Source organism: Coprobacillus cateniformis (genome assembly GCF_009767585.1).
Taxonomy (GTDB): domain Bacteria; phylum Bacillota_I; class Bacilli_A; order Erysipelotrichales; family Coprobacillaceae; genus Coprobacillus; species Coprobacillus cateniformis.
Map to the genome: position 1 here is coordinate 3,327,436 of NZ_WSNW01000001.1, position 16,478 is coordinate 3,343,913.

A 16,478-nucleotide genomic window follows, 5' to 3' on the forward strand; every position below is an offset into this window, starting at 1 on the left:
ACTCTTACATGATGTGAGGGTTTATGCTCAGTTTATAAAGAGAAAAAGATCTCTTTAACTAATGAACAAAGGAGTGAAATATGAAGTGAGTCAAAATCAATTTCAAATGAATCCAATTGGAACAATTGATAAAGAACATATCATCAATGTGAATTCAAAGTTTAATAAAGGTTTAAAATATCTTTCTATGTTTAGTCATGCTATTTTAATTTATAAAAATGGTGAAAATTCAAATATATTAAATACAAACCTCTGCCAAAAAACAGTTTTATTAAAAGAGGTTCACGAATATCAAGGGAAAATAATTGTAGAGGGTCTGGATAAATTTGATAGAGAGAGCCTTTTGTATGATATAAAACCATATTTTCCAAACGAAGATAGAGTTAAAGATGCAGTTGTTTTTGAAGAAAGGAATTATAAATTTTTATTAAAGAATTCTGTATCACAATTAGGTGTAATTAGAAAACAAGCAGGACAATATTATATTGAAATCAATAAGTGTTTTGAGGACTATGCGGATATTTTAAAAGACTATTCTCATATTAAGATTGTGTGGTGGTTTCATAAGTTTGAAACTGATAAGTACAGAAGAATATTAGAATGTGATCCGCCGTATGAAAATGCTCCTAGAACGGGTGTCTTTGCATCACGTTCACCCGTCCGACCTAATCCCATAGCAATAACAACAGCAAAAATATTAGATATTGATGAAGATATGAAGCGCATTAAAGTTTCTGCGTTGGACTGCTTTGATAAGACAACATGTTTAGGTATTAGTCCGTATGTGCCAGATAGAGATTGTGTTGTTGAATATCGTTTGCCAAATTGGCTAAATCATTGGCCAGAATGGCTAGATGATAGTGAATTCACAATAATGCATGAACCAATTTTGTTAATAGCAGATTCTCATAAATTTGAAAAATATATTGATCAATCTCGTAAGAACATATCAACAAGAATTTCTTTTGATGAAGCTACATTACAACCAGTGTCTCACAAAGGAATTATGATCAAAGGAGCGCGACAGAATAATTTGAAGAACATAGATGTTATGATACCATATCATAAAATAACTGTTATAACAGGAGTGAGTGGAAGTGGGAAATCTAGTTTGGCTTTTGAAACGATTTATGCAGAGAGTCAACAAAGATTTTTAGCTAGTATGTCGCTTTCTAGAAGAAATCATTTTTTACAATTAGAGAAACCGGATTGTGATCAAATTATTGGATTACCGCCTGCTATAGCAATTTCACAACAAAATAATAACAGAAATCCTCGTTCAACAGTTGGAACAGTAACAGATATAAATAGTTTATTGCGAACACTATTTGCGAATATAGGAATGAGACATTGCCCAAAATGTGGGCGTTCTATTGAGAAGTTATCTTTTGAGGAAATTCTTCAACTTCTTTCATGTTGTCGTGCTGGTACTTCTTTAAAGATAAAACCAATATTTGAAAAGGAATATGAAAAATCGATAATTGTTCTTGATAAACGAAATGAACAATATGATGATGACATTCAACTGCTAGAAACTCAAGTTAAAAAATGTTTACAGTATGGAAAAGGGGCAATTCAAGTCTTAGTAGATGATGATGATGACTTGTTGACTCTACAAACCACTGAGAAATGTTATGATTGCAATCATATCTTATTTGAATTAACACCTGCTGATTTCAGCTTTAATCATCCTGAAAGTATGTGTCCAGTATGCCGAGGATTAGGTGTTATTATGGATGTTGATGTGAAACGTATTGTACAATATCCGAATCTATCTATATTAGATGGAGCTTCATTGTTTTGGGGAAAATTAAGGAAATTTCAGAAAAACCCCAATGCCAATTGGATGAAAGGAGAAGTTCTTGCATTGGCAGAATTATTAAATGTTAATTTGGAATTACCATGGAATGATTTACCAGAAATATTTAAGAAACAAGTGATTTATGGGACAGGCAATGATAAAGTTACATGGAGGTATACAGGAACTCATGGCAGAACAAATTCGATTTGTAGGCCAGTTGAAGGAGCGTATTATATTTTAAAAAGATTATCTCAAAATAGGGAAGGTATTTCTCAAAAATCTATGATTACCCATTTTTTAACTTCACAACTGTGTCATTGTTGCCATGGAGAGAGGCTGAAACTTGAAAGTCGTCTTGTCACTGTTGGAAACAAACGTTTTCCTGAGGTGATTCAAATGAATATGGATGAAATGAACAATTGGATAATGAATTTACCTGAGCAGATTCATTTGCATGAAATTGAACTTGTCAATCCATTGTTAAAAGAAATACATATTAAGCTAATGCATTGTATTAAAATTGGTGTCGGATATTTGACTTCTGACAGAAGTATACCATCACTGTCTGGTGGTGAATGGCAAAGATTACAACTGGGCAGTCAGTTAAATACTGGACTCTCTCATATTCTTTATATTTTAGATGAGCCTACTGCTGGATTGCACCCTAAAGACTATGCTTTGCTTTTAGAAATTATAGAGAGTTTAAAAAAGCTTAATAATACTATTATTATGGTAGAACATAATAGAGACATGATGTTGGCGGCTGATCATATTATTGATATAGGTCCTAAAGCAGGAACGATGGGTGGGTATTTAACTGCTCAAGGAAGTCCTCAAGAGATTTTAAAGAGTTCTCAAAGCCAGCTAGGAAAATATTTATGTGGTCAAAAAAATATTACAAGAAGCACAGCATCTTCTTTAAATCATTGGGTTGATATAAAGAAAATCAATGGGAATAATCTTCAAAATATTCATATAACTTTTCCGTTGAATGCATTAACTTGTATTACAGGAGTGAGTGGCTCAGGAAAGAGTAGCCTCATTAATTATGGAATAATTCCTTCAGTACACTCAGTTATTGAAAATTCTATTGATAAAAATAGATATTATGAAAGCATAACAGGTGGCGATTCAATTCGCCGTATGGTTCATATTACGCAGAAGCCTATTGGTCGTTCTTCCCGCTCTACACCTGCCACTTATACTGGTCTTATGGATGAAATTCGTATGCTTTTTTCAAAAACTGAGATGGCAAAAATCCGAAACTATTCAATGAGTCATTTTAGTTATAACAGTAAAGAAGGACAGTGCCCAGCATGTCATGGTTATGGTTATAAAACCATTGAAGTACCATTTATGCCAGAAATGAAAACAAAATGTTCAATGTGCAAAGGGAAAAAATTTCATTCACCTATATTACAGATTTTATATAAAGGAAAAAATATTTCTCAAATATTAGATTTCAGTATGGAAGAAGCCCTTCTGTTTTTTTTAGAACATAAGAAAATATCTCAAATAATTCAATCTTTTATTGATATAGGATTAGGTTATATTTCACTAGGACAAAGTTCACTGACTTTATCTGGAGGAGAAGCACAAAGAATTAAATTGGCAGCTGAACTCCAAATGCCAAATCCACAGCATACCTTATATTTATTAGATGAACCTTCAACTGGGTTGCATATAAGTGATATCCAGAAACTTATAAACATATTTGATCGTTTGATTTCAAAAGGGCATACAATTATTTTGGTGGAACATCATCTAGATGTTATTAAAAATGCAGATTGGATTATTGATATGGGCCCTGAGGGTGGGGAGAAGGGTGGCAATGTGAATGTTCAAGGAACTGTTTATGATGTCCAACAATGTTCTCAAAGTTATACTGGTCAACTTTTAAAGCAATGTTATATCGATGAAAATATTTAGAGACTTTCTAAGGAGTCTCTTTTATTTGTGTTACTTTTATCAATTTAATACTTCAAGTAAACGGGTGAAGTAGTGAATGAAACAGACTTCTTTTCTGTATTTTGTTTTCATAATGAAATGTTTATGATATAATACAAAAAGATTATGAGGTGAAAGTATGTTTTTTAAGAAAAAAATGCAACATGATTATGATTTAGACATGCATAATATTCCTGGTCATATTGCTTTTATTATGGATGGTAATGGCAGATGGGCGAAGAAGCGAAAGATGCCAAGAACTTATGGGCACCATGAGGGCACAAAAACTATTCGTACTCTAGCTTTAGAAGCAAATCGTTTAGGTGTGAAGGCAATGACTGTTTATGCTTTTTCTACAGAAAACTTTAAAAGAGAGGCTAGTGAAGTTGAGTATATTTTTAAATTGCCTAAAGAGTTCTTTAATTTATATCTAAAAGAATTAATGGAAAATAATGTTCAAATTCGTTATATAGGTCATTTAGAAATGGCTCCCATTGAAACTCAGAATATTATTAAGGAAGCAATCCAAAGAACTTCTGTTAATAGTGGTTTGATCTTAACTTTTGCTTTTATTTATGGTGGACGTGATGAAATTGTTGAAGCAACTAAAGTGATTTGTGAAAAGTATAAGAATGGTGAGATTTCTTTAGATGATATGACTGAGGACTATTTTGAACAGCATTTAATGACAAAAGATTTACCACCAGTTGATTTGATGGTGAGAAGTAGTGGAGAATGTCGTTTGTCTAATTTCTTACCTTGGCAATTGGCATATGCAGAATTTATTTTTGATGAAACATTGTGGCCTGATTTTGATGAAGAACATTTACATAGAGCAATAGCTATTTATCAAGGCAGAGAAAGAAGATTTGGAGGAGTATTAAAATGAAAACAAGAATTATTACAGGACTTGTCTTAATTGCAATTATTTTACCTTGTGTTATTATTGGTAATATTCCTTTTCAAGTTCTTGTAGGAATTGTTGCGGGAGCAGCGGTTTTTGAGATGCTCTCTATTTGTGATCGTCCAAAAGCAAATATTTATTTGTATCCATTAGTTGGTGTATTTGTATTTTATTCATTATTTTTTATGAATTCTTTGATGATTTCAACTGAAATCATCATGGTATATCTGATTACTTTATTGGCCTGTAGCATGTTTGATAATGGTATGAACTTTCATCGTTTATGCTATTATTTTACAGCAGGTGTTTTGATTGCTATGGGGTTACATATGATTTATCAGTTGCGTTTAACATATGGTGTTGAATATCTTATCATATTGGCATTGGCAACGTTTGGGACAGATACGGGTGCTTATTTTGCTGGGATGATGTTTGGTAAACATAAACTTAATCCAAGACTTTCACCTAAGAAGACTATTGAAGGGTCAATTGGCGGTATGTTGTTTGGAACTGTTCTTTCTGTTGCTTATGGTGCATATATTCAAGTGAACATACCTTTGACATTATTGATTGCTGTGTGTTTAATTTTAACAATAACTGGACAGATTGGTGATTTGACTTTTAGCAGTATCAAGAGAACTTTTGAAGTGAAAGATTATTCACAGTTATTACCAGGCCATGGTGGTGTCCTAGATCGCTTTGATTCCATTTTATTTAATGCAATGGTTTTTGGGCTTTTACTTCATTTTATAGCAATGGCGGTGATATAGTATGAAAAAAATAACAGTATTGGGTGTAACTGGTTCAATTGGTCAACAAACAGTTGATGTTGTTGTGCATCATCGTGATGAGTTTGAAATTGTTGCTATGAGTGCTGGTCGTAATATTGATGCTTTAGAAGAGATTATGAAGCAATTGAATGTTTCCCATATTTGTGTTCAAAATAAAGAGGATAAAGAGTATTTAGAGAATAAATACAAAGATTGTCATTTTTATTATGGACAAGATGGCTTAATGACAATTGCAACTTTACCAGAAGTTGAGATTGTTTTGAATGCCATTGTTGGATTTGCTGGATTACTGCCAACGATGGAAGCTATCAAAGCACATAAAGATATTGCTTTAGCAAATAAAGAAACTTTAGTAGTGGCTGGTCATTTAATTTGTCCTTTGGTTAAAGAGTATCAAGTTGCATTGTTGCCAGTTGATAGTGAGCATTCAGCTATATTCCAATCCATGAATGGTGAGAATCATCAAGATATTTCTAAAATTATTTTGACTGCAAGTGGTGGCAGTTTTAGAGATAGGACTCGTGATGAACTTGCCGATGTGACTGTTGAGCAGGCATTGAAGCATCCGAATTGGTCTATGGGTGCTAAGATTACTATAGACAGTGCAACATTATTTAATAAAGGCTTGGAAGTTATGGAAGCAAGATGGCTGTTTAATGTTGATTATGATGATATAGAAGTTTTAATTCACCCTGAGAGTATTGTTCATTCTATGGTTGAATATCAGGATACATCTGTCATTGCCCAATTAGGAACTCCAGATATGCGTTTGCCAATTCAATATGCACTCACATATCCTCGTCGTCAGCCATTAATTAATGGTCAACGTCTTTCTTTAAATGATGTCGGAAGTCTTCATTTTTACAAGCCTGATTTGAAAAGATTTCATGCTTTGGCATTAGCATATGAAGCAGGACGTCAAGGGGGCTCTATGCCCTGTGTTCTAAATGGCGCTAATGAGCAGGCTAATTCTTTATTTTTAAATGGTCGTATTCGTTTCTTAGATATTGAAAGATTGGTGGAAGATGCTATGCGAGCTCATGAGTGGGTTGATCATCCAACATTAGAACAATTATTAGAAATAGACCAATGGGCAAGAGATTTTGTTTTGAAAAGAGTAGGAGAAGATTAGATGCAAAATATTATTAACGTTTTAGTCTTTTTATTGATTTTAGGATCTATCATTATTATTCATGAATTGGGACACTTTTTAGCTGCCAAATTCTTTGGCGTTTATTGTGGTCAGTTTTCAATTGGTTTTGGTCCTAAAATTTGGTCAAAAAAAGGAAAAGAAACTGAATATGAGATTCGTGCTTTACCGTTTGGTGGATTTGTAGCTATGGCTGGTGAAGAGAATCAAGAAGATAATGAAGAGATGCAAGATATTCCAATTGAAAGAACACTGAAGGGAATTAAGGCTTATCAAAAAGTCATTATATTCTTAGCAGGTGTATTTATGAATTTCATATTGGCTATTGTTGTGCTTTTGTCTGTGAATGTTTTTGCTGGACAGTTACCTGTGAATGTTGCTCAAGTAGGAACAATAAGTCAAGGATCTGCTGCTGAAAAATCTGGTTTGCAAGTTGGAGATATCATTCAACAAGTGGATATTGTAGAAACAGGGCAAACGATTCTGATTTCAAATTATGAAGATATATATTTTACTCAAGAAAACTTAAAAACAACGGCTAATGAAATTACTATGAATGTGACTGTGCAAAGGCAAAATGAAAAGAAAGTTTTGACAATGAAAGTACAATGTGACCAAACAGATGCGCGATATCGCTTAGGAATTACACAAGCAACTCGTCCAATGAATTTTGTAGAAGCAGTTCAACATACATTTATTTCATTTGGTGAGATGAGTGTTGCTATATTTGTAGCAGTTGGACAATTAATCACAAAGTTTACTGATACAGTCACACAGCTTTCTGGGCCAGCAGGTATTTATCAAATTACTGCACAGGTCACAGAATCTGGACAAGTGACTTATATTCTAAATTTATTAGCAATGTTATCAATTAATGTTGGGATTTTTAATTTATTGCCAATCCCGGGATTAGATGGTTGTCAAGTTATCTTTGCTATAGTTGAAAAGATGATAGGTCGAGAACTTCCACAAAAATTAAAACTGACTTTACAGATGATTGGGTTAGGGTTAGTTATGTTGTTGATGGTATTTGTAACATATCAAGATATAATGAGAATATTTGGATAAGGGATACTATATCCCTTTTCATATTGAAAAGGAGGAATCAAAATGAATAAAATGTTAATTTTGTTGGAGCAACTTCATCTGGAAAATGATGTTCGACAGTTAAAGAATGCTAATATAGATAGAGTTGTTGTTAATGCTGATAATTCATATGTTTTTTATGTATCTGCTTCACATATTGTTCCATTAGAGGAAATAAGAAAATTATTTTCTGCTAAGAATGAATTTCCTTATCCAAGTGATTTTGTTTTTGATTGGATGTCATCATATACTGCAGAAGATGTTCAGGATTATGCGATGTTTATTTTGAATGGTTTAAAAGGACGTTTTCCTCAAATAGATTTTATTAATGAAGGTTCGTTATCTTTTGAAGAAAATACATTAAAAATAGAAGTTTTAAATGACATTCAATTGAATCAAATGCAACAGCTTTATAAGATATTTGATAAGTATTTTAATAAATTTGGAATTCAAATTGGATTTGATGCTTATATTGATCAAAACAATGAAACATATCAATCAATTCAAGAAGAAATGAATGCATTAAATGAAGTGAAAGTTGATCAAAAAACCTTTGATCAAGTTGATGAGGTAGTTATAGATAGAAAACCAAAGTTCCAAAGTTATAAAAAAGAATATTTTTCATTAACAATCGATGAGATAGATGAAAATGTAAAAGAAGTACAAATTCAGGGTTATGTATTTAATGAAGATTCTAAAAAGGTTAAAACTGGTAAAACAATTCAATCCTTATATGTGACAGATTATACAAACAGTATAGTCGTTAAACGTTTTGAAAATAAAGGTGGCAATAGCCTTGAAGAAATGAACAAAGTGAAAAAGGGTGGTGTTTGGGTTCGGATTAAAGGGAATGTTGAGTATGATACATATGCTAAAGATACTGTCATTATTGCTAGAGAAGTAGAAGTGATTCCATCACCTAAAGTTCGTCAAGATGATGCAACAAAAAAGCGCGTTGAATTGCATACACACTCTAAAATGTCAGCAATGGATGGTATTGGGAGTATTACTGACTATATCAATCGAGCAGCATATTGGGGTCATCAAGCTATTGCAATTACTGATCATGGAAATGTACAGTCTTTTCCAGAAGCGCAAATGGCAAGTATAAAAAATAAAATAAAAATGATTTATGGTGTCGAGATGTATATGATAGACCCAGAATTTACTGTTGTTTTCAATGAAAAAGATATTTCACTCAAAGATTTGACTTTCATATCATTTGACCTTGAAACAACTGGGTTATCTGTTATGGATGACGATATTACAGAATTTGGAGCTGTCAAGATTAAAAATGGTCAGGAAATTGGTCGTTTGCAAAGTTTAATTAAACCAAATAAACGTATATCACAAAAGATTACTAATTTAACTCATATTACGAATGAAGATGTCAAGGATGCACCAACTATTCAGGAGTATATTCCAAAAATTTTAGAGTTTTTTGGAGATGATGTTATTGTTGCGCATAATGCGACATTTGATGTTGGCTTTTTAAATGAAATCCTTCAAAGACATGGTTATGAGAAATTAAAAAATCCTGCAATTGACTCATTAGCTTTAGCATGGAAATTATTGCCTCAACTCAAGGGATTCCGTTTAGGAAATGTTGCGAGATATTATCGTATTGCTTATGATGGCGATGATGCTCATAGAGCTGATTATGATGCTGAAGTCTTGGCAGGTGTGTTTAATATGATGCTTCATGATATGATGCAAAATCAGCAGTATTCACTTTTAGATATGAATGCAATGCCATGTGAAAGTGCATATAAAATTGTCCGTCCTAAACATATGTGTGTTCTTGCAAAAGATAAAACAGGTTTAAAAAACATGTTTAAATTGGTTTCAGAAGCCAATACAACATATTATCAAAAAACTTCACGTATTCCACGTGAACGACTTGAATTTTATCGTGAAGGCTTATTGTTTGGAAGTGGTTGTTATAACTCTGAAATCTTTGATTTAGCAATGACACGAAGTATTGAAGAACTCAAAAAAGCTATGGCTTTTTATGATTATATAGAGATTCTTCCTTTGGATATCTGTGATTATTTTGTGGAACGTGGAAGAGTTGATACAAAAGAGGATTTACAACGTATTTTGCGACGTATTGTTGATACTGCAAAAGAGATGGGAAAAATGATTGTTGCGACAGGTGATGTCCATTATCTTGATCAAAAAGATAAAATTTTTAGAGATGTTTTTACATGTAATCCTAAAATTGGATTAGGTGGTACACTTCACCCTTTAACTGATCGTAATAATCCTAGTGCCTGGACACCAGATGAGTATTTAAGAACAACTCAGGAAATGATGGATAGTTTGCCATATCTTACTGATGATGAAAAATATGAATATGTTGTCGAAAATACAAATAAAATTGCTGATATGATTGACGGAAGTTTTCATGTTGTACATGATAAACTTTTTACCCCACATATTGATAATGCTGATGAGAACTTAAGAAAATTATGTTTTGATAATGCTCATAAACAATATGGAGAAGTTTTGCCAGATATTGTTGAAAAGCGTTTAACAAAAGAGTTGGACAACATTATTAAACATGGTTTTGGAGTTATTTATTATATCGCTCATAAGTTAGTTAAAAAGTCAAATGAAGCAGGGTACCTGGTAGGAAGTCGAGGTTCTGTAGGTTCTTCGTTTGTTGCTACGATGGCTGAAATTTCAGAAGTTAATCCTTTGCCTCCGCATTACTATTGTCCAAATTGCCAATATAATGAGTTTTTGCCAGATGGCTTTATAGCTAATGGATTTGATCTTCCTAATAAAGTCTGTCCAAAATGTGGCAAACCACTCAAAGGTGATGGCCATAATATCCCATTTGAAACTTTCTTGGGGTTTAATGCTGATAAGGTACCTGATATTGACTTAAACTTTTCAGGTGATTATCAGCCAACTGCTCATGCCTATACAAAAGAAATTTTTGGAGAAAGCCATGTTTATCGTGCTGGAACAATTTCAACAGTAGCTGAAAAAACTGCTTATGGATATGCTAGAGGTTATGCAGAATTGATGGGGAGAGAGAATTCAATTCGTACAGCTGAATTAGAAAGAATTGCAAAAGGATGTACTGGTGTTAAGCGTACAACTGGACAGCACCCAGGGGGGATTATTGTTATTCCTGAAAATATGGATGTCTATGATTTTACTCCATATCAATATCCAGCTGATGATTTAAGTGCTGAATGGAAGACAACTCACTTTGATTTCCATGCCATTCATGACAATGTTTTGAAATTTGATATTTTGGGTCACGTTGATCCAACAGTTATTAGAATGCTACAAGATTTAACTGGCATTGATCCAAAGGATATTCCAACAAATGATCCAGAAGTTATGAGTTTGTTCAACTCAACAGAAGCGTTAAAGATTGATTTAGGATATTTGAATTGTAAAACAGGTGCTTTAGGTTTGCCAGAGTTTGGTACAAAGTTTGTTCGAGGCATGCTTGAACAGACACATCCAACATCATTCAGTGATCTTGTTATTCTTTCTGGTTTGTCTCATGGAACAGATGTTTATCTGGGAAATGCAGAAACATTGATTTCATCTGGAACATGCACCCTTAAAGAGGTCATTGGATGTCGTGATGATATTATGGTTTATTTGATTGAAAAAGGCTTGCCAAATAAAGATGCATTTGACATTATGGAATGCGTACGTAAAGGAAAATCGCCTGTTGTTTTCCCAGAAAAGAAATATGAAGAATTAATGCGTGAAAATGATGTACCAACTTGGTATATTGAATCATGTAAGAAAATCAAGTACATGTTCCCAAAAGCCCATGCAGCTGCTTATGTTTTAAGTGCGGTTCGCGTGGCGTGGTGGAAACTTTATTACCCACGTGAGTACTATGCTGTTTACTTTACGACACGTTGTGATGCTTATGATATTGAAACGCTATTACAGGGGAAAGATGTTATTTATGCAAAATATCAACAAATTTTAAATGATAAACAAAATGGAGTGAAAATTTCTAACAAAGAAGAAGCTTTGATTTCTGTGTTTGAAATCGCATTAGAAATGTATGAACGAGATATTCACTTTAATAATATATCTTTAGAAAAATCAGATTCTCGTAATTTTATTCTTGATCCTGATGATGAACATGGTTTGCTTCCGCCATTTACATCAATTGATGGTTTGGGGGCAGCCGTAGGCGATAGTGTAGTTGAAGCACGTAAAGTGAATTCATTTTTATCAAAAGAAGATGTTACAAAGCGTACGAAACTGACGAATACACAAATCGATTTCTTGACGAAAATTGGCGTATTTGAAGATATGTCAGATGAGAATCAGCTATCATTGTTTGATTTATAGAAAAAATATGATGAAAGCATTGTTTTTTTGATTCATCTGTGCTATATTATATCTGTAATAAGTGATTTACGAGAGGGGTAACCCTCTCGTTTATATTTGTAAACGGAGGGTTATATGTTAGAGAAAATCACAAGTTTAATTCAACCGATTTTAGATAATCATGATGTTTATCTTGATGATATTGAATATGTCAGCGAAAAAAACGAGTGGTATTTGAGGATCTTTATTGAAAAAAATGATGGACACTTAGATATGGATACTTGTGTTGCTGTTAGTGAAGATATTAGTTTGAAGTTGGATGAAGAAGATATCATTACAAATGAATACTATTTAGAGGTTTCTTCGCCTGGTGCTGAAAAACCATTAAAAACGTTAGAAAAAGTTCAACAATCTATTGGAGAATATGTTTATATTCAATTTAAAAAACCAACACTTGGAATGGATGAAGTCTATGGAACTCTTTTCAATGTTGATGGTGAAATGATTGAACTTCAATATATGGTTAAGAACATTAAAAAGAAATGTGATATTAAATATGATGATATTGCTTTCATCAGATTAGCTGTTAAGTTTTAAGGAGGAAAATAAAAATGGCTAGCAAGAAGTTTATTCAAGCTTTAGAATTATTAGAAAGTGAAAAAGGAATTGAAAAAGAAGTTGTATTAGAGGCATTAAAAGAAGCTTTAGAAAAGTCTTATAAGAAAAATTATGGTGGACCTGAATCTATTATTCGTGTTGATATTAATGAAAATAATGGAAAAATTCGTTTATATGAAATTAAACATGTTGTTGATGATGTCAATGATGAAGATTTTGAATTATCTTTAGAAGAAGCTCAAATGATTAATCCTAAGTACCAAATAGGTGATGATGTTGTTAATGAGATTGATCCAGAAGTTTTTGGTCGCTTAGCAGCAGTTCAAACAAAACAGTTATTAAAACAAAAGATTAGAGAAGCTGAAAAAGAAACACTTTACAATGAATTTGTTGATAAAAAAGATGATATTATTACAGGTATTGTAGATCGTGTTGAAGAACGATTTGCGATTATCAATATTGGCAGAACTGGAGCTTTGCTGCCATCTAATCAACAAATTCCTGGTGAAACAATCTACGAAGGACAACACTTAAAAGTCTATGTCAGTGATGTTGAAAGAAATACAAAAGGAACACATATTGGTGTTTCTAGAACTGAGCCTGGTTTAGTCAAAAGATTGTTTGAAATGGAAGTTCCAGAAATTTATGATGGGACTGTAGAAATTAAGTCTGTTTCTCGTGAAGCTGGAGATAGAAGTAAAATTGCTGTCTATACAACTAATGAAAATGTTGATCCGATTGGTTCTTGTGTTGGTCCCAAAGGGAGCCGTGTGCGCAATGTTGTTAATGAACTCAATGGTGAAATGATTGACATTGTTGAATGGAATGAAAATCCAGTTATCTTTATATCTCATGCTTTATCACCATCTGAAGTTGTAAATGTTGATATTAATGAGAATGACCATAGTGCACTTGTTATTGTCCCTGATAATCAATTGTCATTAGCAATTGGTAAGAAAGGACAAAATGCGAGATTGGCTGTAAGACTGACTGGTTGGAAAATTGATATTAAATCAGTAAGTGAAGCTGCTAGAGAAGGTATTATTTATGGTCAGGATGCTGAATTTGAAAAAACATTTGTAGAAGAAATGACAAAAGATGAACCTGTTATTGAAGATGTCATGATTGAAGAAAGTTTTGAAGAGTTAGAAGATATAATCGAAGAACCAATCACTGAAAATATCATTGTTGAAGAACCAGTCGTTCAACCAATTGTTGAAGAAGTCAAGGCAGATGTGGAAGTAACTGAGCCTGAAATACTTTTAGATGATGAAGTTGAAAATGATATGGAGACAAAAGTGATTGAAGAGGAGATATTTACTGATTATAGTGATCAAGATTATGATGACGAGGATTATGATGATTATGAAGATTATGATCCTAAATATGATGAAGATATTGATTATGATGAATTTGACAAATATTATGATGAAAAATAGAGGTGAAACTTATGAAAAAAGTACCTTTAAGAAAATGTGTGGCAACTGGTGAACAATTGCCAAAAAAAGAATTAATTCGCGTTGTTAAAAATAAAGAGGGTCAAGTTTTTGTTGATCCTACTGGAAAAATGAATGGTAGAGGAGCTTATCTGAAAAAAAGTCTTGAAGCTATTGAAATAGCACAAAAGAAAGCTATTTTGAAGCGTTCATTAGAAATTGATATTCCTAATGAGATATATGAGGAATTAAAGTCTTATGTTAAATAGTGATGTTTTTTCTTTATTAGGTCTTGCTGCGCGAGCAAGAAAAATTTGTTCAGGTGATGTCTTGCTTAAAGATATTCGTTCAAAAAGTGTTTCACTTGTTATTATAGCTGAAAATGCAAGTGATAATTCAAAGAAAAAATGGAGTGATAAATGTACTTATTATAAGATTGATTATCGTATAATAGGTACAAGTGATGAATTGTCTCATGCAGTTGGAAAAGATAACCGAGTTGCTGTGGGAATAAAAGATAAAGGTTTTGCAGATAAAATCAAATCAAAGTTAGGAGGTTGATATTATGGCAAAAAAGAATACTTCAACAAAAAAGAGAGGTAATCAGCATAAAAAGAAATTGATTTCTAATATTCCAAATAAAGCCAAAGAAGAAAAGAAAATTATTGGTGATGGAATTGTGGAATATGAGGAAGGGATTACTGTTGGAGAGTTAGCAGAAAAGATTGGACAAACACCTGCTAATGTTATTAAAGTTTTATTTGTGTTAGGAACAATGGTGACTATTAATTCATCTTTAGATGATGAACAAGTAGAATTGATTTGTCTTGAATATGGTTATGAAACAAAAAAGAAAGTTGTTGTCAGTGAAATTAACTTCGAAGAGATTGAGATTGTTGATGATGAAGCTGATTTAACAAGTCGTCCGCCAGTTGTGACAATTATGGGACATGTTGACCATGGAAAAACAACATTATTAGATTCAATTAGAAAATCTAAAGTTGTTGATGGTGAATTTGGTGGAATCACGCAGCATATTGGTGCATATCAAGTAGATGTGAATGGGAAAAAAGTAACTTTCTTGGATACACCAGGGCATGAGGCATTTACAGCTATGCGTGCACGTGGGGCACAGGTTACTGATATTGTTATCATTGTTGTAGCAGCTGATGATGGTGTTATGCCACAAACAAAGGAAGCTGTTGATCATGCTTTGGCCGCAAGAGTACCAATCGTTGTCGCTGTCAATAAAATTGATAAAGAAGGTGCTGATCCTGAACGTATCAAGGGTGAAATGAGTGAAATTGGATTAATGCCAGAAGAGTGGGGTGGAGAGACAATTTATTGTAATATCTCTGCTAAGCAAGGAACTGGTATTGATGAATTATTAGAAACATTAACTGTTGTTGCAGAATTGGCAGATTTGAAAGCAAATCCAAAACGTTATGCATATGGGACAGTTGTTGAGGGTAGACTTGATAAGGGACGTGGACCAGTTGCAACTTTATTAGTTGAAAATGGGACATTAAGATCAGGTGATCCTATTGTTGTAGGAACAGCATTTGGGCGTGTTCGTCAAATGTTAAGTGACAATGGAAGAGAGATCAAACATGCTGGTCCATCTACACCTGTTGAAATTACTGGGTTAAATGAAGTTCCTGTTGCAGGTGATAAGTTTATGGCTTTTGAAACTGAAAAAATGGCACGCCATGTTGGGGAAGAAAGACAAAAAGTAAAACAGGTTAAAGATCGTGGTATGAATTCAGCGATGAGTTTAGATGATTTATTTAATCAAATTAAAGAAGGACAAGTTGCTGATTTGAATATTATTGTTAAAGCTGATGTGAATGGAACTGCTGAAGCAGTCAAAGGATCATTGGAGAAGATTGATATTGATGGAGCAAGAGTCAATGTTATTCGATCTACAGTTGGTGCTATCAGTGAATCTGATGTTTTATTAGCAAGTGCTTCAAAAGCTATTATTTATGGTTTCAATGTCCGTCCAGATGCAAATGTAAGACGTAAGGCTGATGAAGAGGGCGTTCAAATTAGGTTGCATAACATTATTTATAAAATGGTTGAAGAAATTGAAGCAGCTATGAAAGGAATGTTAGCTCCTGAGTTTGAAGAAGTTGTAACTGGACAAGCAGAAATCAGACAAGTTATCAAGGTATCAAAAGTTGGGAATATTGCTGGATGTTATGTAACTGATGGTTATATTCGTAAAGACTGCGGTATTCGTTTAATTCGTGATGGTGTGGTTATTTATGAAGGTAAATTAGCTTCTCTTAAACGTTTTAAAGATGATGCAAAAGAAGTTGCAACTGGATATGAATGTGGTATGACAATTGAAAATTACAATGATATTAAAGAAGGCGATATTATTGAAGGTTATATCATGGAAGAAGTTGAAAGAAAATAGGAG

Annotated in this window: 11 protein-coding genes; all 11 read left to right on the top strand. The window is 33.0% G+C overall.

Annotated features, from left to right (window positions below; translation table 11 throughout):
- The first annotated feature begins 85 nt into the window (after positions 1-85).
- The 11 genes from uvrA to infB all read left to right on the top strand — a co-directional run bounded on the left by uvrA (position 86) and on the right by infB (position 16,475).
- A complete protein-coding gene (gene uvrA, locus GQF29_RS16460; RefSeq protein ID WP_008789732.1) occupies positions 86-3,730 on the top strand; it encodes an excinuclease ABC subunit UvrA in 3,645 nt (1,214 codons plus the stop codon).
- A gap of 157 nt (positions 3,731-3,887) precedes the next feature.
- The gene (locus GQF29_RS16465) at positions 3,888-4,637 is read left to right on the top strand and encodes an isoprenyl transferase (RefSeq protein ID WP_008789731.1); all 750 of its coding nucleotides are present in this window, start codon (positions 3,888-3,890) and stop codon (positions 4,635-4,637) included.
- Positions 4,634-5,422 (top strand): phosphatidate cytidylyltransferase, encoded by a 789-nt coding sequence (locus GQF29_RS16470; RefSeq protein WP_008789730.1) that lies wholly within the window; start codon positions 4,634-4,636, stop codon positions 5,420-5,422. The genes GQF29_RS16465 and GQF29_RS16470 overlap by 4 nt, the downstream gene beginning before the upstream one ends.
- A gap of 1 nt (position 5,423) precedes the next feature.
- Positions 5,424-6,575, top strand: a complete 1,152-nt coding sequence (locus GQF29_RS16475) for a 1-deoxy-D-xylulose-5-phosphate reductoisomerase (protein ID WP_008789729.1) — start codon at positions 5,424-5,426, stop codon at positions 6,573-6,575.
- Positions 6,576-7,661, top strand: coding sequence for a M50 family metallopeptidase (locus tag GQF29_RS16480; RefSeq protein ID WP_008789728.1), 1,086 nt, complete (start codon positions 6,576-6,578; stop codon positions 7,659-7,661).
- Positions 7,662-7,703: 42 nt separating this feature from the next.
- Positions 7,704-12,020, top strand: coding sequence for a PolC-type DNA polymerase III (locus GQF29_RS16485; protein WP_008789727.1), 4,317 nt, complete (start codon positions 7,704-7,706; stop codon positions 12,018-12,020).
- A 114-nt stretch (positions 12,021-12,134) separates the two neighbouring features.
- The gene (locus GQF29_RS16490) at positions 12,135-12,596 is read left to right on the top strand and encodes a ribosome maturation factor RimP (RefSeq protein WP_008789726.1); all 462 of its coding nucleotides are present in this window, start codon (positions 12,135-12,137) and stop codon (positions 12,594-12,596) included.
- Between the two features lie 14 nt (positions 12,597-12,610).
- Positions 12,611-14,056 carry a transcription termination factor NusA gene (gene nusA / locus GQF29_RS16495; protein ID WP_008789725.1) on the top strand — a complete coding sequence of 482 codons (1,446 nt, stop codon included), beginning with the start codon at positions 12,611-12,613 and terminating at the stop codon, positions 14,054-14,056.
- Between the two features lie 11 nt (positions 14,057-14,067).
- Entirely contained in the window at positions 14,068-14,322 is a 255-nt protein-coding gene (gene rnpM / locus GQF29_RS16500) for an RNase P modulator RnpM (RefSeq protein ID WP_008789724.1), read from the top strand.
- A complete protein-coding gene (locus GQF29_RS16505) occupies positions 14,312-14,614 on the top strand; it encodes a L7Ae/L30e/S12e/Gadd45 family ribosomal protein (RefSeq protein WP_008789723.1) in 303 nt (100 codons plus the stop codon). Before rnpM ends, GQF29_RS16505 begins: the two co-directional genes overlap by 11 nt.
- A gap of 4 nt (positions 14,615-14,618) precedes the next feature.
- Positions 14,619-16,475, top strand: coding sequence for a translation initiation factor IF-2 (gene infB, locus GQF29_RS16510; RefSeq protein WP_008789722.1), 1,857 nt, complete (start codon positions 14,619-14,621; stop codon positions 16,473-16,475).
- Positions 16,476-16,478 lie beyond the last annotated feature (3 nt).